Origin of the sequence: Microbacterium sp. B19 (assembly GCF_000333395.1) — a bacterium.
Classification (GTDB): domain Bacteria; phylum Actinomycetota; class Actinomycetes; order Actinomycetales; family Microbacteriaceae; genus Microbacterium.
Window position 1 is genome coordinate 1 of record NZ_BADA01000154.1, and the last position, 19,043, is coordinate 19,043.

At 66.9% G+C, this 19,043-nt stretch carries 20 protein-coding genes and 2 pseudogenes; 9 read left to right on the plus strand and 13 right to left on the minus strand.

Translation table 11 applies throughout. From position 1 onward, the window contains the following. From I5G_RS20935 to I5G_RS06030, 10 genes and pseudogenes are all read right to left on the minus strand, one after another. Nucleotides 1–193: pseudogene (locus I5G_RS20935) on the minus strand (sugar ABC transporter ATP-binding protein); the annotation flags it as partial. Next, complete coding sequence (gene rpsC, locus I5G_RS20940) at nucleotides 147–1,016, minus strand: 30S ribosomal protein S3 (protein WP_022878255.1); 870 nt, start codon at nucleotides 1,014–1,016, stop codon at nucleotides 147–149. The pseudogene I5G_RS20935 and the gene rpsC, both read right to left, overlap by 47 nt. Then, nucleotides 1,016–1,413 (minus strand): annotated as a pseudogene (gene rplV / locus I5G_RS05995) (50S ribosomal protein L22). The gene rpsC and the pseudogene rplV overlap by 1 nt, the downstream one beginning before the upstream one ends. 25 nt (nucleotides 1,414–1,438) lie before the next feature. After that, nucleotides 1,439–1,720 carry a 30S ribosomal protein S19 gene (gene rpsS / locus I5G_RS06000; protein ID WP_022878257.1) on the minus strand — a complete coding sequence of 94 codons (282 nt, stop codon included), beginning with the start codon at nucleotides 1,718–1,720 and terminating at the stop codon, nucleotides 1,439–1,441. A gap of 12 nt (nucleotides 1,721–1,732) precedes the next feature. Next, entirely contained in the window at nucleotides 1,733–2,572 is an 840-nt protein-coding gene (gene rplB / locus I5G_RS06005) for a 50S ribosomal protein L2 (protein ID WP_022878258.1), read from the minus strand. A gap of 24 nt (nucleotides 2,573–2,596) precedes the next feature. Continuing rightward, the gene (gene rplW, locus I5G_RS06010) at nucleotides 2,597–2,896 is read right to left on the minus strand and encodes a 50S ribosomal protein L23 (protein WP_022878259.1); all 300 of its coding nucleotides are present in this window, start codon (nucleotides 2,894–2,896) and stop codon (nucleotides 2,597–2,599) included. Continuing rightward, nucleotides 2,893–3,555, minus strand: coding sequence for a 50S ribosomal protein L4 (gene rplD, locus I5G_RS06015; protein ID WP_022878260.1), 663 nt, complete (start codon nucleotides 3,553–3,555; stop codon nucleotides 2,893–2,895). Before rplD ends, rplW begins: the two co-directional genes overlap by 4 nt. 4 nt (nucleotides 3,556–3,559) lie before the next feature. Next, nucleotides 3,560–4,219 carry a 50S ribosomal protein L3 gene (rplC, locus tag I5G_RS06020; protein WP_022878261.1) on the minus strand — a complete coding sequence of 220 codons (660 nt, stop codon included), beginning with the start codon at nucleotides 4,217–4,219 and terminating at the stop codon, nucleotides 3,560–3,562. A gap of 8 nt (nucleotides 4,220–4,227) precedes the next feature. Continuing rightward, nucleotides 4,228–4,536: a 30S ribosomal protein S10 gene (gene rpsJ / locus I5G_RS06025; RefSeq protein WP_013584016.1), complete on the minus strand. Its 309-nt coding sequence runs from the start codon at nucleotides 4,534–4,536 to the stop codon at nucleotides 4,228–4,230. A gap of 441 nt (nucleotides 4,537–4,977) precedes the next feature. Further along, nucleotides 4,978–5,193, minus strand: a complete 216-nt coding sequence (locus I5G_RS06030; protein WP_022878262.1) for a hypothetical protein — start codon at nucleotides 5,191–5,193, stop codon at nucleotides 4,978–4,980. A gap of 372 nt (nucleotides 5,194–5,565) precedes the next feature. On the opposite strand from I5G_RS06030, the gene I5G_RS06035 reads away from it, so the two are divergent. Continuing rightward, the gene (locus I5G_RS06035) at nucleotides 5,566–6,837 is read left to right on the plus strand and encodes a glycoside hydrolase family 28 protein (RefSeq protein ID WP_187288806.1); all 1,272 of its coding nucleotides are present in this window, start codon (nucleotides 5,566–5,568) and stop codon (nucleotides 6,835–6,837) included. A 21-nt stretch (nucleotides 6,838–6,858) separates the two neighbouring features. Here the strand turns inward: I5G_RS06035 and I5G_RS06040 are convergent, their stop codons facing one another. Further along, the gene (locus tag I5G_RS06040; protein ID WP_022878264.1) at nucleotides 6,859–8,217 is read right to left on the minus strand and encodes a hypothetical protein; all 1,359 of its coding nucleotides are present in this window, start codon (nucleotides 8,215–8,217) and stop codon (nucleotides 6,859–6,861) included. A 101-nt stretch (nucleotides 8,218–8,318) separates the two neighbouring features. On the opposite strand from I5G_RS06040, the gene I5G_RS06045 reads away from it, so the two are divergent. The 8 genes from I5G_RS06045 to I5G_RS06080 all read left to right on the plus strand — a co-directional run bounded on the left by I5G_RS06045 (nucleotide 8,319) and on the right by I5G_RS06080 (nucleotide 17,683). After that, nucleotides 8,319–9,815 (plus strand): polysaccharide biosynthesis tyrosine autokinase, encoded by a 1,497-nt coding sequence (locus I5G_RS06045; protein ID WP_239642502.1) that lies wholly within the window; start codon nucleotides 8,319–8,321, stop codon nucleotides 9,813–9,815. After that, entirely contained in the window at nucleotides 9,812–10,414 is a 603-nt protein-coding gene (locus I5G_RS06050) for a protein-tyrosine-phosphatase (protein WP_022878266.1), read from the plus strand. Before I5G_RS06045 ends, I5G_RS06050 begins: the two co-directional genes overlap by 4 nt. Before the next feature lie 263 nt (nucleotides 10,415–10,677). Continuing rightward, a complete protein-coding gene (locus tag I5G_RS20945; RefSeq protein WP_148286415.1) occupies nucleotides 10,678–11,529 on the plus strand; it encodes a glycosyltransferase in 852 nt (283 codons plus the stop codon). After that, a complete protein-coding gene (locus tag I5G_RS06060) occupies nucleotides 11,526–12,722 on the plus strand; it encodes a glycosyltransferase family 4 protein (protein WP_022878268.1) in 1,197 nt (398 codons plus the stop codon). The genes I5G_RS20945 and I5G_RS06060 overlap by 4 nt, the downstream gene beginning before the upstream one ends. After that, on the plus strand, nucleotides 12,719–13,669 hold the full coding sequence (locus I5G_RS06065; RefSeq protein ID WP_022878269.1) for an NAD-dependent epimerase/dehydratase family protein: 951 nt from the start codon (nucleotides 12,719–12,721) through the stop codon (nucleotides 13,667–13,669). Before I5G_RS06060 ends, I5G_RS06065 begins: the two co-directional genes overlap by 4 nt. Beyond that, a complete protein-coding gene (locus tag I5G_RS25190) occupies nucleotides 13,666–14,295 on the plus strand; it encodes a serine O-acetyltransferase (RefSeq protein WP_148286416.1) in 630 nt (209 codons plus the stop codon). The genes I5G_RS06065 and I5G_RS25190 overlap by 4 nt, the downstream gene beginning before the upstream one ends. Then, nucleotides 14,288–15,385 (plus strand): glycosyltransferase, encoded by a 1,098-nt coding sequence (locus tag I5G_RS06075; protein WP_022878271.1) that lies wholly within the window; start codon nucleotides 14,288–14,290, stop codon nucleotides 15,383–15,385. The genes I5G_RS25190 and I5G_RS06075 overlap by 8 nt, the downstream gene beginning before the upstream one ends. Nucleotides 15,386–15,589: 204 nt before the next feature. Next, nucleotides 15,590–17,683 (plus strand): hypothetical protein, encoded by a 2,094-nt coding sequence (locus I5G_RS06080; RefSeq protein WP_148286417.1) that lies wholly within the window; start codon nucleotides 15,590–15,592, stop codon nucleotides 17,681–17,683. 9 nt (nucleotides 17,684–17,692) lie between these two features. Here I5G_RS06080 and I5G_RS06085 read toward each other — a convergent pair whose 3' ends face one another. Continuing rightward, the gene (locus I5G_RS06085) at nucleotides 17,693–18,184 is read right to left on the minus strand and encodes an ElyC/SanA/YdcF family protein (RefSeq protein ID WP_187288807.1); all 492 of its coding nucleotides are present in this window, start codon (nucleotides 18,182–18,184) and stop codon (nucleotides 17,693–17,695) included. Between the two features lie 95 nt (nucleotides 18,185–18,279). Then, nucleotides 18,280–19,043, minus strand: a 764-nt coding sequence (locus I5G_RS06090; protein WP_026095685.1) for an O-antigen ligase family protein, incomplete at its 5' end; no start/stop codon positions are given.

A 19,043-nucleotide genomic window follows, 5' to 3' on the forward strand; every position in this document is an offset into this window, starting at 1 on the left:
TCCGCACGGCGAGGCGCGGTCCGGTACGGAGCCACCGCCCCACGACGACCTTCTGCTGGTTGCCGCCGGAGAGGTCGTCGACGCGCGTGTCGGCGGACGGCGCGACGACGCCGTACGCGTCGATGACGTCGTCGGCGGCCGCGCGCTCACGGCCCGGCGAAACGACGCCCCAGCGGGAGATCTGCCGCAGCACCGGGAGCCCGACGGTGCGGCCGATCGACCAGCCGGGCTGGATGCCCTGACGCTGGCGGTCCTCGGGCACGAGCACGACGCCCGCGTCCTTGGCCGCCGCGGCGCGGGCCACGACGACGGTCGCCACCGCGGTCGTCACGACCGCGCGACTTGGGCGCGTTGGCCTGCTCGCGAGCGAGCTCCTTGTTGGTGAGGTCGCCCTTGTAGATCCAGACCTTCACGCCGATGCGACCGAAGGTCGTCTTGGCCTCGTAGAAGCCGTAGTCGATGTTCGCGCGGAGCGTGTGCAGGGGCACACGGCCTTCGCGGTAGAACTCCGACCGGCTCATCTCCGCGCCGCCGAGACGGCCGGACACCTGGATGCGAACACCCTTGGCGCCGGCGCGCTGCGCACCCTGCAGACCCTTGCGCATCGCGCGGCGGAAGGCCACGCGGGCGGAGAGCTGCTCGGCGACACCCTGCGCGACGAGCTGAGCGTCGGCCTCGGGGTTCTTGACCTCGAGGATGTTGAGCTGGATCTGCTTGCCGGTGAGCTTCTCGAGGTCGGCGCGGATGCGCTCGGCCTCGGCGCCGCGGCGACCGATCACGATGCCCGGGCGGGCGGTGTGGATGTCGACACGGACGCGGTCACGCGTGCGCTCGATCTCGATGTTGCTGACGCCCGCGCGGTCGAGCGAGGTGGTCAGCAGGCGACGGATCTTGATGTCCTCGGCGAGGTAGTCGGCGTAGCGCTGTCCGGGCTTCGTCGAGTCGGAGAACCACCGCGACACGTGGTCGGTGGTGATGCCGAGGCGGAAGCCGTACGGGTTGACCTTCTGTCCCATTACTTGCTCGCCTTCTTGTTGGCGCGAGCCGGGGCCGCAGCAGCGTCTTCCGGCGTCGCGAGCACGACCGTGATGTGGCTCGTGCGCTTCTTGATCTGGAGGCGCGACCCTGTGCGCGGGGCTGGAAACGCTTGAGCGTCGTGCCCTCGTCGACGTACGCGTTCTTCACGTACAGGTCGGCGTCATCCAGGTACTCGTTCGTCTTGTCGGCGGTGACGCGAGCGTTCGCGATCGCCGAGGCGACGAGCTTGTAGATCGGCTCGCTCGCGCTCTGCGGCGCGAACTTCAGGATCGCAAGGGCCTCTTCGGCCTGCTTTCCCTTGATGAGAGCGACGACACGACGAGCCTTCTGAGGGGTCACGCGGATGTGTCGCACGCGTGCGATGGACTCCACCATTTCTCTCTCCTCTTACGCCCCCGCGTCAGCGGCGGCGGCCCTTCTTGTCGTCCTTCACGTGGCCGCGGAAGGTGCGGGTGGGCGAGAACTCGCCCAGCTTGTGGCCGACCATGGTCTCGGTCACGAACACGGGGATGTGCTTGCGACCGTCGTGCACGGCGATGGTGTGTCCCAGCATGGCGGGGATGATCATCGAACGGCGCGACCAGGTCTTGATGACGTTCTTGGTGCCGGCTTCGTTCTGCGAGACGACCTTGCGAAGCAGGTGCTCGTCGACGAAGGGGCCCTTCTTAAGGCTGCGAGGCATCTTCCTCTACTCCTACTTACGCTTCTTGCCGGCGGTGCGACGGCGGACGATCAGCTTGTCGCTTTCCTTGTTCGCGTGGCGGGTGCGGCCCTCGGCCTTACCCCACGGCGAAACGGGGTGACGACCACCGGACGTCTTGCCCTCACCACCACCGTGCGGGTGGTCGACCGGGTTCATGGCGACACCACGGACGGTGGGACGGACACCCTTCCAGCGCTTGCGGCCGGCCTTGCCCCAGTTGATGTTCGACTGCTCGGCGTTGCCGACCTCGCCGATCGTGGCGCGGCAGCGCACGTCGACGTTGCGGATCTCGCCCGAGGGCAGACGCAGCTGGGCGTAGGGACCGTCCTTCGCGACCAGACGCACCGAGGCGCCGGCCGAACGGGCCATCTTCGCTCCTCCGCCGGGACGCAGCTCGATCGCGTGGATCACGGTACCGGTGGGGATGTTGCGCAGCGGCAGGTTGTTGCCGGGCTTGATGTCGGCGCCGGCGCCGGACTCGACGATGTCGCCCTGCTGCAGCTTGTTGGGGGCGAGGATGTAACGCTTCTCGCCGTCCTTGTAGTGCAGGAGCGCGATGCGCGCGGTGCGGTTGGGGTCGTACTCGATGTGAGCGACCTTGGCGTCGATGCCGTCCTTGTCGTTACGACGGAAGTCGATCAGACGGTACTGGCGCTTGTGACCGCCACCGATGTGACGCGTCGTGATGCGGCCCTGGTTGTTGCGGCCACCGGTCTTCGACAGCGGGCGCAGCAGCGACTTCTCGGGCGTCGATCGCGTGATCTCTGCGAAGTCGGCCACCGACGAGCCGCGGCGACCGGGCGTCGTGGGCTTGTACTTGCGAATAGCCATTGTTCTTGTCCTCTATCCCGACCGTCAGCCGACTGCCGTGAAGATGTCGATGGTGCCCGACTTGAGGCTGACGATCGCGCGCTTGGTGTCCTTGCGCTTGCCGATGCCGAAGCGGGTGCGACGGGCCTTGCCCACGCGGTTGATCGTGTTGACCGAGGCCACCTTGACGCCGAAGATCTTCTCGATCGCGAGCTTGATCTCGGTCTTGGAGGCACGGGGGTCCACCAGGAACGTGTACTTGCCCTCGTCGATGAGCGAGTAGCTCTTCTCCGAGACGACCGGCTTCAGGATGATGTCGCGCGGGTCCTTGTTGACGGCGGTCATGCCGAGACCTCCTCGGTGGCGCCGGACTTCGACGCGACGAACGCGTCGTAGGCGGCCTTGGTGAAGACGATGTCGTCGGAGACGAGCACGTCGTAGGCGTTGAGCTGGCCGAAGGGCAGCACGTGCACGTACGCGAGGTTGCGCACGCTCTTGACCGTCAGCTCGTCGTCGCGGTCGATGACCACGAGGACGTTCTTGACGGCGCCGAATGCGGTCAGGACCGCGGCGGCAGCCTTGGTCGACGGGGCACCCTCGATGCCGAAGGACTCCACGACGTGGAGACGCTCGCCACGAGCACGGTCGCTCAGCGCGCCCAGGAGGGCCGCGGCGATCATCTTCTTGGGGGTGCGCTGGCCGTAGTCACGCGGCTTCGGGCCGTGGACGATGCCACCACCGGTCATGTGCGGCGCGCGGATCGAACCCTGACGGGCGTTACCCGTGCCCTTCTGCTTGAAGGGCTTGCGACCGGCACCGGAGACCTCGCCACGACGCTTGGTCGAGTGCGTGCCCTGACGGGCGGCGGCGCGCTGGGCGACGACGACCTGGTGGATCAGCGGGATGTTCGTCTTGACGTCGAAGATCGCGGCGGGCAGCTCCACGGAGCCGGCCTTCTTGCCGTCGGACTTGCGAACGTCGAGCGCGAGAGTCGAGTCAGCCATGAGATCAGGCACCCTTCACTGCGTTGCGGACGTAGACGATGCGGCCGCGCGCACCGGGGACGGCGCCCTTGACGAGCAGCAGACCCTTCTCGGCGTCGACGGCGTGCACCGTGAGGTTGAGGACGGTCACGCGCTCGCCACCCATACGGCCGGCCATGCGCATGCCCTTGAAGACGCGGCTCGGGGTCGACGAGGCGCCGATCGAACCGGGCTTGCGGTGGTTGCGGTGTGCACCGTGCGAAGCGGAGACACCCTTGAAGTTGTGACGCTTCATGACACCGGCGGTGCCCTTGCCCTTGCTGGTGCCGACGACGTCGACCAGCTGGCCGGCCTCGAACAGGCCGTCCACGGTGAGCTCCTGACCGAGCGAGTAGTCAGCGGCATCCGCGGTACGAACCTCGGTGAGGTGACGACGCGGGGTGACGCCCGCGGCCTCGAAGTGGGCCGTCAGGGGCTTGTTCACCTTGCGGGGGTCGATCTGGCCGTAGCCGATCTGAACGGCGTTGTAGCCGTCCTTCTCGACCGAGCGGAGCTGGGTCACGACGTTCGGAGCGACCTCGATGACGGTGACGGGAACGAGCTTGCCGTTCTCGTCCCACACCTGGGTCATGCCGAGCTTGGTGCCGAGGAGGCCCTTGGAGATCTTGGAGTTGATGTCAGCCATGTCGAACCTCAGAGCTTGATCTCGATGTTGACATCGGCCGGGAGGTCGAGGCGCATCAGCGAGTCGACGGCCTTGGGCGTCGGGTCGATGATGTCGATGAGGCGCTTGTGGGTGCGCATCTCGAAGTGCTCGCGGCTGTCCTTGTACTTGTGGGGCGACCGGATGACGCACACGACGTTCTTCTCGGTCGGCAGGGGAACCGGGCCCACCACGGTGGCGCCGGCACGGGTCACGGTGTCGACGATCTTGCGCGCGGACGAGTCCAGTCCGGCGTGGTCGTACGACTTCAGGCGAATGCGGATCTTCTGTCCCGCCATTGTCTGCTCACTCTCTTTCTCGCGTCTTACCCGACCAAGGGCATCGGACGCACGGTGGCGCTCTCGCGCCCTGGCACTTCCCCTCGCTCGCGCGAGAGATGCTGCACCGCTGTTCAGCTGTCAAACCGGATGCCATGGCATCCGGCCCGCCCCTCGCACGCACGCGCGCGGCTCCCGTGAAGGAGGAAGGGGTTTCGGTGTGTGTTCTGCTGCCCGCGGCCCAGGACCCTGCGCTCACGCGCCGCCTGTGCACTGCCCTGGCAGTGATCCTGGCGCGCGCCGAGCGCACGCCGGAATGTGGAACCTGGATAGTCTACGGGGCACTCGGGCGTGTCGCAAACCCGGGCGTGTCGCGCGCGGCATATCCTCAGCGCTCGATCTCCAACGCGGCGGCGCCGCCCCCGATTCCCGGGGACGGCGCCGTGTGAAAGAGGAGAACGGTCAGGCGTTGCCGATGTTCTTGTCGACGTTCGCGCGCACCTCGTCGACCTTGGCGTGGTGCTCGGCCGGGACGACCTTCTTGATCGCGTCGGCAGCGCCGTCGAGGATCTTGTCGCTGACCTCCTCGGCCTGCTCGCTCTTCAGCGCCTCTTCGATCTTGTCGCGATTCTCCTCGAGAAGCTGCTTGCCCTTGTTGATGATGTCGTCCACGCCCATGGCGGCCTCCCCTTCTTTCCCGCATCCGACCCCGTTGGTGAGTGCGGATCTCATTGTGACAACGGGCGCGCAGCGACGGAACGCCCTGGACAACGCTGCAGCATTCGCCTCACGAACGCAGGGATGTCCCCCAGGCGGCCCCGTCATACTCGAACGGTGAGGATGTGGGCGGCGTTCGGGGCGATGATCGTCGTCGTCGCGCTCGTGGCCTGCGGGTGCGTGCCCGAACCACTGCCGACGCAGTCCGCAACGCCCACTCCCGTGTCCACCGAGTCGGGTCCCGGCCCCGGGGACCGGCGCTCGGTCAGCCGACCTCAGCTTCCGAAGACCACGTGCGCGACGGTCTCAGCTCGACTAGACATGCCCGCAGGCGTGGCGGCCGATGCCCAGGAGGCCGCACCGCCCGACACGACACGTCTGCAGCAGGCACTGGACGCGTGCACACAGGACGGGGACGCCATCGTCGCGGTCAAGCTGGTGGCATCCACCAGCGGTCACGACTTCCTCAGCGCACCACTGACGATCCCTCAGGGTGTCTCGCTCGTGCTGGATTCGAACGTCACCCTGTACGCATCGCGAAAGCCCGGTGACTACCAGATCGCGGGCGCAACGACGTGCGGATCCGTGGCCGAATCCGGACGAGGTTGCCGCCCGTTCCTCACTTCGTCCGCCCGCAATGTCGGAGTCCAGTCGATTCCCTCAGCGAACGGCTCTCTCGGTCGGATCGACGGGCGCGGCGGAATGCAGATGTGGGGCAGCACCGAGTCCTGGTGGGACATCGCGGAGGTCGCTCGCGACGGCGGATTCCAGAACGTTCCTCGACTCCTGCAAACCGACGGAGCCGACAACGTCGTCATCTCGGACATCGAGCTGCGAAGCGCCGCCGGATACCACGTCTATGCCTCGCACGGGGACGGCTTCACCGCCTGGGGGGTCCGCGTTCGGACCCCCGCGACCGCCCGCAACACGGACGGAATCGATGTGGATGGAACGACGAACGTCACCATCGCGAACTCGTTCATCTCGGCCGGCGACGACGGCATCGGGATCAAAGCGTCGACCCAGCGGACGGCACACGTCAGCGTGTTCGGAAACCACCTCTACGGGACGCATGGGCTCTCGATCGGCGCGCTCACCGCGGGCGGGGTGGACGACGTCGTCATCCGCGGCAACACGATCACAGGGGTGGACGCCTTCGGGATGGCGAGCGAGACCTCCGTCGGCATCCGCATCAAGAGCGCAACCCGATTCGGAGGAAAGGTGGAGCAGGTGCACTACAAGGACACCTGCATCGACCAGGTCCAGCGCCCCATCGACATCGATCCGTTCTATTTCGATATGGAGGGCAAGACGACCCCGTGGTTCACGGGCATCTCGATCGACGGTCTCGCAGCCGTCAACTCGCCGCCCGGCGCGGTGACCCGCCTGAACGGCCTCGACGGCGACCATCCGCTCGTGCTGACGATGTCGAATGTCCAGGTCGATGCAGCCCGGGTGCGGTCGTCCAATGCCGAAATCGCGGCGAACGGAGTGACGTTCGGCGGCGAACCGCTGGCCCTCGACGGGCCCGACGTGAACATCGCCACCGCGCGCACCGCACCGTCCGCGCCATCCTGCACCTTTCCACCGTTTCCGAACGACTGACCCCGGTCGGATCGGCTTCTCTCACCCCGTGGCGCCGGGCGTCGGAAGTCCGTCCACCGGCGGCGTGGTCGGGTCCACCGGGAGCCCCGGAGAAGAATCGCTCGGGCTCGGCTGCGGGGTCGAGCCACCCGAGGAACCGCCCGGATCAGGAGTGGCGCCCTCGCCACCCTGCCCGCCGGGATCCTGCCCGTTACCGGGAGTCGCAGGCGGCGTGGTCGTCTGGCCTCCCCTCGAGCTGCCCGCGGACCGCGTGCCCGTCGTGGGCGGGGATGAAACCCCCAGTTCCTCGCGAACCCTGGCGTTCTCGGCTCGCAGGGTGCTCAGCGCCGCGGAGTAGGTGGACATCTCGGCCAGTCCATCACTCCCGCCCAGCTGCGCTTGCCGCAGCCCGTTCACGGCGTCCTGCACGGCCGCGCGGAAGCCTTCATCGGCGGAGTCGTTGGGCTCGATCTGAGATGCGGCGACGGACTCGATATTGGCACCCATGGCGCGGAGCGAAGTCCGGAAATCGCTGAGGACTTGGGCGAGCGACGACCGGGCGTCCCGAACCTCGGCGAGGAGAGCCGGGATACCGTCGCGGACCTTGCGGACGGCATCCAACCCCTTCCCCACCGAAGCCAGGGACGATTCGTTGATCCTGGGTCGCTCGTACTCGGGAATCGTGACCTTCTGCGGGTTCACGACTGCCGACGCCAGGCGCACACGTTGGGCCTCCGCGGCCTGCAGCGGACCCGCGTCCATCTGCCCCTCGAGGGAGGCGAACACCGGGGTGGCCAGCTCGCTCAGCCTGATCGCCTCGGCGACGGCATCGTCGTAGAACCCCGCCGCCGTCCGCAATGTCTGGAGATCGTTGTTGAGCTCCGCTTCCCGTTCGCGAAGACTGACCATCGCCTCCACCGCAGGGTTCGAGGTCGCCCGCTGAACCACCGCGAGACCGACGACGGCAACGAGGGCGACGGCAGCCAGCACCGCCAGACCGACACTCAGCCAGTTCCCCACCCTGCCGCGCCGCGTCGCGTCGAGGAGTGGACGACGCCCCGCGGTGGCCTGGTCGGGTGAGAGCCACTCGGGCCCCGCGGACGCACGAGGGATGCGCCGCGCCTTGTCGGCCGTGCCCACGAGCTCGGCCAGCCGCCCCGTATCTTCGGATGCCGCCCCGGCAGGAGCGGGCGCCGTGTCCGCGGGCGAAGACGCTCCGCCGGATGCATCAGCCGCGCCGAGCTCCACGCCGAAGAGATCGTTCAACTCGCGCGAGCGAGTCGGGATGCGGGACGGCGCGTTCTCCTCCCGCGGACCGACGAGATCACGCAGGGCACCCGCCGAACTCGATCCGGCCGGCTTTCGGTCGGACTCGGCGAACAGGGTGGACAGATCCTTCATTGGCACTCCAGGTAGCCCAGAAGGGCACGTATCCGCGGATGACGTAGGGTAGTTGAAAGGGCCGCAGTTGACGACGTGGATTTCCATGAGGATACCGCTCGATGTTGACCTGCACACCTGTAGTACACGGCACCAATTCCCCATCAGCGAATGGACGAGGCTTGGAACTGCGCGATTACCTCCGGATCCTGCACCGGAACTGGATTCTGCTCCTGTCTCTGACGGTCCTGGGAGGAGCGGGCGCATACGGCCTGTCACTTCTGCAGACTCCGTCATATGAGGCAACGACACAGCTTTATGTCTCCGTCCGGACGGACACATCCGGAGTCAGCGAACTCGCACAGGGGACGAACTTCGCCCGCCAGGCCGTCGCGAGCTTCGTGGACGTGGTGGATAGCGCCGTCGTCCTCGACCGCGTCATCGACGATCTGAACCTGAACGTCACTCCGCAGACGCTCGCGAAGTCGATCAACGCCTCCACTCCGGTCAATTCGGTCGTCATCTCGATCACGACGACCAATTCCGACCCGGAACTCGCCGCTGCCATCGCGAATTCCGTGGGCACCAACTTCACGGATGTCGTCGTCAATCAGCTCGCAAAGCCCTCGGGCGATTCCCCGAGCCTGGTCCGTATCGAGACGATCGAGCCCGCCCTCGTTCCCACCTCGCCCTCGACTCCGCGGATTCCGCTCAACGTCGGCCTCGGTCTCCTCATCGGCCTCGCCCTCGGTCTGGGTATCGCGGTGCTCCGGACGGTGCTCGACACCCGGATCCACTCGCTGCACGACATCCAGTCGGCAACCGACAAGCCCGTCCTCGGCGGTATCGCCTTCGACCCCGAAGCCAAGAAGCGCCCGCTCATCGTGCATGCCGACCCACGGAATCCGCGGGCGGAGTCGTTCCGCAGCCTCCGCACGAACCTGCAGTTCGTCGACGTGGACGGCGAGTCGCGCATGTTCGTCATCTCCAGCGCGGGACCGGCCGAGGGAAAGTCGACCACAGCGGCGAACCTCGCCATCGCGCTCGCCGAGACGGGCGCAAGAGTCGCCCTGGTGGACGGCGACCTTCGTCTCCCCCGCGTGGCTGAATACATGGGCATCGAGGGCAGCGTGGGTCTGACGGACGTCCTCATCGGCAGGGCGGAGCTCGTGGACGTGCTCCAGCAGTGGGGTACCGGCAGGCTGTTCGTGCTCCCGTCCGGCCAGACTCCCCCCAATCCCTCCGAGATGCTCGGAAGCCAGGCCATGCAGCGCACGCTCGAAGCCCTCTCGAAGGCCTTCGATTACGTCATCATCGACGCCCCTCCGCTCCTGCTCGTCACGGATGCCGCGGTCGTGTCCCGGTTCGCGAGCGGCGTCATCCTGATCGCGGCTTCCGGTTCCACCAAGCGCCCGAACTTCGCCGCCGCGGTCGAACGCCTGGATGCGATCGGCAGCCGGCTCTTCGGTGTCATCGTCACCATGCTTCCCGCCAAGGGACCGGACAGTACCGGTTACGGCTCGTATGCCTATGCGTCCGCGGGGACCAACAAAGACCTCGTTCGTGACGAGCCCGGTTCCCGCCGGTCCCGACGCGAGCGAGGGGCGGAAGACGAGTGACGTTCACGATCCTCACGGTCTGCACGGGGAACGTCTGTCGGTCGCCCTTCGCCGAGGTCGATCTCGAGCGGTACCTCAAGGACCTGGACGTGCGCGTCACGAGCGCCGGAACGGGCGCCCTCGTCGGTGAGCCGGTCCCGGAGCCGGGCCAGCGACTCGCCCGGGAGATGGGTATCGACCTGTCGGAACATCGAGGCCGCCAGATGCTCGAATCGGACGTGCAGGAGGCCGGCCTGATCTTGGCCCTGACTCGTGAGCACCGAAAGGCCGTGGTGTCCACGAGCCCGGCCGCCCTGCGGCGAACCTTCACCCTCCGAGAATTCGCTCGGATCGCCGACCATTTCGCCGCCGAAGCGGGCACGACGCCCGCTGGCGACGAGAACTCCTCGGACGAAGATCGCCTCACGAGTCTCGTCGCATTCTCTGCCCGAGTACGCGGAACGATTCCGCCCCCGGCCGAGAACGAAGACCTGGACATCACCGACCCGTTCCGTCAACCCGACTCCGTGTACCGGGAGTCATACGACGCAATCTCCCGCGCAGTCGAATCGATCGCTCGATTTCTCACCGCGGGTTCGACGCCCCCGGCACGCAATTAGACGGTTTCGTTCATCGCACGGAAAGTAAAAATACTGTTACGCGACTCCTTCGGTGAGCCGAGCCGGATAGCGTGAGTTGCACCGGGGGCGGGTCTACATGATCGGACACGCCTCCACACGCCGATCCAAACCCACGGGAGCCTCCGATCTTTGACTCTCTGCCCCGCCAATCGAAGATCCTCTGGATCGCCGCCTCCGGGGGTCATATTGCGGAGGCCGTGGCGATCGATTCCCGGCTGCATTCCTCAGACGATTCCCGCTGGGTGACCTTCGATACTGCGCAGACGCGGTCGCTGCTCGAGGGCAGGAAGCAGACGTATGTCCCCTACGTCGCGCCTCGCGATCTGGTCGCCAGCGCACGGGCAGCCCGTCACGTGTCGGCGCTGCTGAAGGGGGAGCGTTTCGACGCCTGCATCAGCACGGGTTCCGCCGTGGCGGGCCTGGCTCTGCCCTTGGTCGCACTGTCCGGGGTCCCGTCCTTCTACGTCGAGAGTGTCGCCCGGTTCCAGGGTCCGTCGCTGACGGGCCGGATCATGCACGTCGCCCCTCGAGTGCGAACGCTCACGCAGTCCCCCGCGTGGGCGTCCAGCCGATGGGCGTACGAGGGAACGATCCTCGACGGCTGGGAGTCGATGCCGCACGACCCGGCCGACCGCCCCCGGGGGGTCCTCGTCACGCTCGGCACCATCCGTCCCTACACGTTCGACCGTGCGATCGCCGCGGTCCTTCCTGCTCTGAGGCCGACGGACGAGGTCGTCTGGCAACTCGGCGTCACGCCCGCCCGGCCCGGCCTGCCCGGTCGTGCATCCGCAGACCTGCAGTACGAGCAGATGTCGGACGAGGTACGACGCGCAGACGTGGTGATCAGCCACGCCGGCGTAGGCTCCGTCCTCCTCGCGTACCAGTGGGGCAAGTACCCCGTTCTCGCAACACGCTCCGCGCGGCATTCCGAGCATGTCGACGAGCACCAGCGCGAACTCGCCGACGCGCTCATCCGCCGAGACCTGGCTGCCGAGCTCGATCTCGATGATCCGAACCGCAATGCCGAAGTCCTCGATCGCGCCGCCCGCAGAGGCGTGCGCCCTGCCCTGACCGAAAGGACCCCCGGTTCATGACATTCCTGGACTTCTCGCCACCTCCCGCCCAGGTCGACCGTCTGATCGTGCACCAGTTCGATCCCGCCCGCCCGTCTCCGGGAGGCATCGACACCTGCCTCCGGGGGGTGTGCCGCTACATCCCCGAGGGCTACCACGTCGCGGTCGCCGGAGTGGACACCGGCAGCGGCCCCGCCGGACGCAGAGTCGGGCAGTGGGAGCGCCATCGAATGGGCGTGCAGGAGTTCTGGTTCCTTCCCGTGACGGTGCTGGACCCCGCCGATCAGGCGCGCCGTATTCCTCACGCCGTTCGTGTCGTGGGGGGTCTTCTCCGCCACCGGCGCGCGTTGCCGCGACACCGCGTCCTGCAAGTGCACCGCATGGATACCGCGGCCGTCCTCGACGTCGTCTTCCGCGCTCCGCAGCTCTACTGCATCCACACTCAGGAGAACGGTCTGGTCGGCCGCACCTCCGATTCGTTCTGGCGCTTCCTCGGCGGCGCCCACCAGCGCCTCGAACGGCGCGTGGTCACGAAGGCGGCCGCGATCGTCGTCTTCAACGAGGCGTATACGGAGATCGTGCGGCGCTGGAATGATCGGGCCGTCTTCTCCCCCACGTGGTACGACCCCGCTCTGATCGTCCCGAACGGGCCCCACGCGGACGACCACGCCATTCTGTGGGTCGGTCGCCTGGAAGTCCCGAAGGACCCGCAGCTGGCTGTCCGGGTCCTCGAGGCAGTAGCGAAAGCCGACCCCGAGTCCCCGTGGAGCCTGCACCTGCTGGGGTCCGGGACCCTCGCCGACGAGGTGGCGGCGGTCGTGGCCACCCTCCCCGAAGGCATCCGCGAGCGTGTGCACCTCCACGGCCGGGTCAAGCCGGAAGACGTCGCCCGCAGAATGTCGGAGGCGGATCTCTTCCTGATGACCTCCTACGCCGGATACGAGGGATATCCCCGCGTCCTCGTCGAGGCGATGGCATCCGGTCTGCCGGCCGTGGTGACGGAAGGGAGCGACACCGGGGGCATCGTCGTCGACGGCGTCACCGGTTTCACCTGCGACCGTGACCCGGAGAATCTCGCGGCGGCGCTGCTGCGGGCGAAATCGATCGACCGCGCGCAAGTGACCGCGGCCGTCGCCGAACTCGACGCGCCCACGCTCGTGGAGCGCATGCTCGCCTTGCCCCGACTCAGTGAACAAGAAGGATCCCGCGCATGAAAGCTCTCATCACCGGTGTCGCCGGCTTCGTCGGCCACACGCTCGCCAAGCGCCTCCTGAGCGAGGGGCACGAAGTCGTCGGCATCGACGCGATCACCGACTACTACGACGTCTCCATCAAGCGGGCCAACCTGGCGTCGATCCCGGCGGAGGGTTTCCGGTTCGTCGAGGCGGACCTGAACGACGCGGATCTCGAATCGCTGCTCGACGGCGTGCAGTGGATCTTCCACCAGGCGGGCCAGCCCGGGGTGCGGAAGTCCTGGGGCTCTGACTTCGGCATCTACACGCTCGCCAACATCAACGCGACGCAGCGGCTTCTGGAAGCCGCGCGCAACACGCCCTCCCTCGAGCGGTTCGTCTACGCCTCCTCGTCGTCCGTCTACGGCAACGCCGAACGGTACCCCACGGAGGAGACCGATCGTCCGCAGCCGATGAGCCCGTACGGGGTGTCGAAACTCGCTGCCGAGCACCTGTGCAGCCTGTACGCCGAGAACTTCGGCGTTCCCACCGTCTCCCTGCGGTACTTCACCGTGTACGGACCCGGCCAGCGCACCGACATGGCGTTCACGCGCTTCCTGCGGGCGATCGTGACGGGAGACACGATCACCATCTACGGCACCGGCGAGCAGGTCCGGGACTTCACTTTCGTTCACGACGTCGTGGATGCCAATGTGCGCGCCGCATCGATCGAGAGCACCCCCGGTTCGGTCTTCAACGTGGCCGGTGGCACGAGCATCTCGGTCAACGGCGTGCTCGAACTCCTGCGGGAGATCTGCTCGGAGCCCGTGAACGTGGAGTACCGCGAACCGGTCGCCGGCGACGTCTTCCGGACCGGCGGCAGCACGGAGCGCATCACGGACGCGTTGCAGTGGGCCCCGAAGTTCACGCTGGAGGAGGGTCTTCGCGAGCAGTACCGATGGGCCCGCAAGACCTTCGCGTCGGCATGAGTGCGCCCGCAACGGCTCCCACGCCGACGGGGTGGCGCCGGATCCAGAACCGGCAGGACTACCGCGAGTTCCTGCGCGACGACCTCACCGCGCACGGCCTCCAGCGTTGGTCCTTCTACCTTGCCCCGAAGCACCCCGAACTGGCCTATCAACGACTTCTGCGTCGGGTCGAATACGCGCAGACGAAACGGGGAATCCTCGGTCGCGTTCTCTACGCCTTCCACCGCTTGCGTCTCGCGCGACGAGCGGTGATCACGGGCATCTCGATCCCCCCGGGAGTGTTCGGCCCGGGGTTGTCGGTGGCGCATCTGGGCAGCATCGTCGTGAACGACCGCGCCCGGGTGGGCTCATGGTGCCGCATCCACTCCGGGACGAACATCGGTGTCCACGACGGCGGCGTCCCCACCATCGGCACGCACGTCTACATCGCGCCCGGCGCGGTCGCGTTCGGCGGAATCACCGTCGGGGACGGGGTTGCCATCGGCGCCAACGCGGTTCTGACCACCGATGTCCCCGACGGGGTCACCGTCGGTGGCATCCCTGCGCGCGTGATCTCGCAGGGCGGCTCCGCAGGCTCGCTCCCAGAATGGTTCCCGCGGCTCGAAGAAAGAACCGACAATGACTGACAAGATCTGCATCCTCGTACCCGGGCTCTCCGGAGGAGGAGCCGAGTTCGTCGCCGGCCAGTGGGCGAGGGGTCTGGCCGAGTCCGGTCGCGAGGTCCTCGTGATCGCAACCCACAAGTCCGCGGTGCCCGATGAGGACCTTCCGTTCGAGCTCCGGACCATGGCATCCACGAGCTTCCCCGCACGGGTCCGGGAGCTCGCGGCGATCCTCTCCGCGACGCGGCCGGCGGTCATCATCTCGCTCATGCCGCACTGGAACGTGCTGTCGCTGCTGGCCACCTCGATTATGAGCGGCACCCGTCCGCGAACGATCATCAGCGGCCGGAACATCGAATCGGGCCTGTCGGCACGAATGGGGCGTTCCTATCGCGCGGAGCTCTTCCTCGCGCACCGCCTGTATCGCCGGGCCGACGCGTACGTGGCCATCTCGCACCCCGTGGCCGCGGAGGCGATCGCTTCGTACGGCCTCAAGCCGGAGAGGGTCTGGGTCGTCCCCAATCCCGCCGCGGGCAAGGTCGACCTCGACGCCGCGAGGCGTGCACGGCAGGAGCGGGCGGAGCAGACCGACCGTGGTCCGCTGCGACTGGTGATCCCGGGACGCCTGGTGCCTCAGAAGCAACCTGAGATCCCTATCCGCGTGGCCACTCGGCTCCGAGAACTGGGCGTGGAGGTGGACGGGATCGACTATTTCGGTGCCGGCCCCCTGCAGTCGAGGGTCGAAGAGCTCGCCCGCGAAGCGGGCGTGAACGTGACGATGCACGGGTGGGTCGACCGCTGGTTCGATCACGCCGCTCCCGGTTCCGTCCTCCTCCTCCCCTCCTATGCGGAGGGATTCGGCAACGTTTTCGTCGAAGCGGGGGCCTATGGCGTTCCCAGCGCGGCGACCTCTCGCGCGCTGGGTGTCGCCGACGCCATTGCGCCCGGGCTGACCGGGCAGCTCGCGCCGAGCGACTCCATCTCGGATCTCGCCGAGGCCGTCGCCAGAGCCGCCGAGCTGACCGTCCCCGTCGACCTGGACGGCTGGCTGCACAACTTCTCGCGCTCGTCAAGCCTGGCAATGCTCGAAAAAGCGATGTTTACATATCGCTAATTTGCGAGTGCTTTTCTCCGGCACTCCTTTACAGATAGCCTCTACCCACCGACGAATAGAGGTTCCATGTCTTCTACTCCCCCCGCAGAGGCAGCCCATTCTCGACGGGGCCTTCTCGGCGCGTCCGTGGCCGGAATCGCCGGAGGACTCGTAGCAGCGGTTTCTTCCGCCACCCCGTCCCATGCAGCCGATCCGGTGACCTCGGTGAATGGAAAAACCGGCGACGTCACACTGGGGGCGGCGGACGTGGGCGCATTGTCGGCGACCCAGATCGAAAGCGCCGTCGTCGTCGCCGCTCCCGGACGTTTCGATGGCATATTCCCGGACGGCTCGGCATCCAGTTCGCTCGGGCTCACCCGTGCCATCAATGCGACGCCCAACGGCGGGACATTGATCATCCCACCCGGGCAATACAACCTCGATACGCGACTCGAGATCCGAAAGGACATGACGCTCATCCTCGAGGGCGCGGAATTCACGCTCGTCGCTGCGAGCAACGGCACCCCACCCACGGGGTTCCTCGACGTCCGTGGGGCCTACGAAGACATCTTCCCCGTGCAATCCTTCACACCGGGAACGCAGACGATCGACAACCGGACGCTCCGGAACTATCAGATAAGTCTCAACACCTCGCCGCCCTGGGTTCGCGGGGATGTGATCAAGCTCATCGCCGACGACTCGATCGAGGGCGCACGACCCGGATCCGGCGGGCTCGCCTCCCGCGTCGGACAGTACCTCGTCGTGCGGTCGGTCAGCGGAACCACGGTGACCGTCGACGGCGAGGATCTCACCGACCCGTTCACCACCAATCTGCGGGTGTCGCGCCTCCGGAAGCAGAGCTTCCGGCTTCGTGGCGGAAAGGTGAACACGGCCGCGAGCGGGGTCGACTCCTGGTCGAATTCCACCGTCTATCTGCAGGACCTGTACGCGCCGATCATCGACAACCTGCAGATCGGTCTCGCCCCGTCGCAGATGATCCAGCTGCTCGGCTGCTACGGCTACACGCTCCGTGACTGTTTCCTCGGATACGGGCCGAACGATCCGAACGCGTCGCGCTTCGGATACGGGGTGCTCGACAACTGCTGCGCATACGGGACGATCCGCGGACTCATCGCGCACAACGTGCGACACGCATACACGGACGACACACCGCGACTGAACGCCGGCGACGGAACGGTCGGCGCCTACGGCCGCACCTTCAAGACGAAGATCGTCGACTCACACGGCCACGGCACCTCGGGGATCACGTGGGACACTCATTCGGCTTCGCAGGGCATCGAATTCCGTGCCTGCACCGCGGTCGGGTCCGCCCCGGCCGGCTTCGGACTCCGCGGGCGCCAGCACATCGTCACGGGCTGCGAGACCCTCGGCACCGATGAGGGACTCCTCGTCTACACCGAAGACTCGAATACCGACAGCTGGGGCCATGTCATCGCGGATCTGACGGTTCGAGACGCGCGAAAGAATGCGATCAACGCGACCGTCAACCTGAACGAGAATCGCCCGACGATGATCAGCGGTCTCGTCGCCGAGAACTGCGCGCGCGTTCTCTACTGCAAGAACGTCAACCTCATCGTGAACGACCTCGCGTACATCGCGCCGAGCAGTCTCCCGAACGGCAATGCTGTCGTCACCGCGAATGCCGCCGTCATCTCCGGCCAATCCTGGATGTTCGACTACAGCGCCAACACCGCCGGCACGGGCCTCCTCAGCGTCTCCAGCAGTGTGGCGTCCGTCACGCGCATCCAGGGAGCGGCCGTACGCTACGGGTCATCGGCCAACGCGCAACGCCATCAGTACTTCGCCCGCGGCGCGAACAACACCGCATTTTCGCGATTCGTACTCACCGGTGTCACATTCGATTTCGCCCCCGGAACGTCGCCCTACGGTCCGATCGCCAACTGCACCTCGATCGACCCCGCGTCGATACTCGACTGGATCGCCTACGAGGGCTCCGTCGCCACGTCGGCGGCAGCGTACCTGTGGAACACGAGCACGACGACGGCCGAACCGCATGGCGCGAACTACATCTCTCAGGCGATCGTGCGCGCGGCATCGAGCTCCGTGCTGGTCTTCTTCAACGTCGAGTTCTTCAGCAACCTCTTCGTCATGAAGGATGGTCGCCTGCCCGGCCAACAGGTTCTCCTGATCAATCAGTCGCCGAACAAGAACCTCACCATCCGCAACGGGGACGCGACATACAACGTGACAACACTGTCCGGCAACGACGTCGTCCTCACGCCGGGCCAACAGTTCCGCCTGGCGTGGAACGGCACGACCTGGCTCCAGGTGTCCTGACGCTCTCGTTCAGGCGCAAGGGGTCATCCACGCCTTGACGAACGCGGTCGTCTGATAGGCGTACTGATAGGCCCAATCCCAGAGTCCGAGATTCTCATCGACGCCGATGACCTGGACCTGGCCGCCGTAGCACCGGTCGAAGATGTATCGTGCACGCGCGACCTGCGGGGTGAAGGTGACGACGATGATGCGCGGCTCTTCGGCACCCACGGCCAACGTCTCCGCCAGACGGGCCTCCCCCTTGGTGGTGAAGGGATCGGGCACGAGGCACCGCGCCCGATCGTCCTGACAGGCCGGATACTGCGCCGCGGATTCCGGCCCGTCGGGGGACACCGAGAGCACGACCTCGCCGATCAGCCCTTGTCGGAGAAGCCGCTCTGCAGCGTGCACTCGCGGCGGATTGGGCGGGCCGAGGACAAGCGCGTAATCCGCCTCCTCCGGGGGCGACTGCGGTGGCCAGACATACACGGGCAGACCAGCGATGATGGGCACGAGCAGCACCCCGAGGAGGACGAGCGCCGCCCGCCGGAGCCTCCGCCCGATCCCCACGGGCGTGGTCCGCTGGGAATGAGAGGACGGGGCGGATGCCACGAGGCTCACCGCGGGGAAAAAGCCAGGCCGCTTCCGATGGCGTCGCTGCGCTGCGACTCCGCTTTCGTTCCGATCGACCACATGAGCGCGCCGACGAGAGGCCAGAGGACCATGGGGGCTCCCTGACCGGTGAAGTAGGGGGCGATCGCCGACACGACCAAGAATCCGATCATCACGATCACTGCGGGCGCGGCGATTCTGCCGAGAACACCGCGCTGCGCCGCGATCATCGTCCCCAGCATGACCACGAGGAACAGCAACAACGCGATGAGTCCGATCAAACCGCTCGCGACGAGAGCCTTGATCCACTCCGACTCGGGCGACGGCCACATGAGAGCACGGGGCTTGAAGACCCACCCCAAGGAATCCCTGTACACGCCCTGCCCCCAGCCCGTGATCGGCCGCTCCAGCCAGCTCGGGATCCCCTCGGTGTTCCACAGGACGACGCGATACGCGATCGTCTGCGGCAGCCAGCGGAGGTCGTCGGGGATGTTCGACGTCGCCGTCGCCTGCTTGTCGAGGCGCTCGGTGATGAGCGTGCCGAACACCGCCCACGCCGCGATGCTTCCGACGCCGACGATCGCGATCAGCCGCGTGCCCACCCCCGCCAGAACAGCGGTGATGAGGATCAGCACGATGGCGACGATGATGGACGCGAACGTGAGCGTCGACACGATTCCGGCGGCGCTGGTGATGATCGCGACGAGAGCGAAGGCCGAGACCTGACCCGCCGTCTTGCGGCGCAGGATCAGGAGTGCGCACGCGCATG

Bases quoted from the DNA above. Each gene is read 5' to 3' on its own strand.
- I5G_RS06060 (WP_022878268.1), top strand. From the start codon at position 11,526: ATGACATTCCTGGACTTCTCGCCACCTCCCGCCCAGGTCGACCGTCTG.
- rpsJ (WP_013584016.1), bottom strand. From the start codon at position 4,536: ATGGCGGGACAGAAGATCCGCATTCGCCTGAAGTCGTACGACCACGCC.
- rpsC (WP_022878255.1), bottom strand. From the start codon at position 1,016: ATGGGACAGAAGGTCAACCCGTACGGCTTCCGCCTCGGCATCACCACC.
- I5G_RS06040 (WP_022878264.1), bottom strand. From the start codon at position 8,217: ATGAAGGATCTGTCCACCCTGTTCGCCGAGTCCGACCGAAAGCCGGCC.
- rpsS (WP_022878257.1), bottom strand. From the start codon at position 1,720: ATGCCTCGCAGCCTTAAGAAGGGCCCCTTCGTCGACGAGCACCTGCTT.
- I5G_RS06065 (WP_022878269.1), top strand. From the start codon at position 12,719: ATGAAAGCTCTCATCACCGGTGTCGCCGGCTTCGTCGGCCACACGCTC.
- rplW (WP_022878259.1), bottom strand. From the start codon at position 2,896: ATGACCGCCGTCAACAAGGACCCGCGCGACATCATCCTGAAGCCGGTC.
- I5G_RS06045 (WP_239642502.1), top strand. From the start codon at position 8,319: ATGTTGACCTGCACACCTGTAGTACACGGCACCAATTCCCCATCAGCG.
- rplB (WP_022878258.1), bottom strand. From the start codon at position 2,572: ATGGCTATTCGCAAGTACAAGCCCACGACGCCCGGTCGCCGCGGCTCG.
- rplC (WP_022878261.1), bottom strand. From the start codon at position 4,219: ATGGCTGACATCAACTCCAAGATCTCCAAGGGCCTCCTCGGCACCAAG.
- rplD (WP_022878260.1), bottom strand. From the start codon at position 3,555: ATGGCTGACTCGACTCTCGCGCTCGACGTTCGCAAGTCCGACGGCAAG.
- I5G_RS06030 (WP_022878262.1), bottom strand. From the start codon at position 5,193: ATGGGCGTGGACGACATCATCAACAAGGGCAAGCAGCTTCTCGAGGAG.
- I5G_RS06075 (WP_022878271.1), top strand. From the start codon at position 14,288: ATGACTGACAAGATCTGCATCCTCGTACCCGGGCTCTCCGGAGGAGGA.
- I5G_RS25190 (WP_148286416.1), top strand. From the start codon at position 13,666: ATGAGTGCGCCCGCAACGGCTCCCACGCCGACGGGGTGGCGCCGGATC.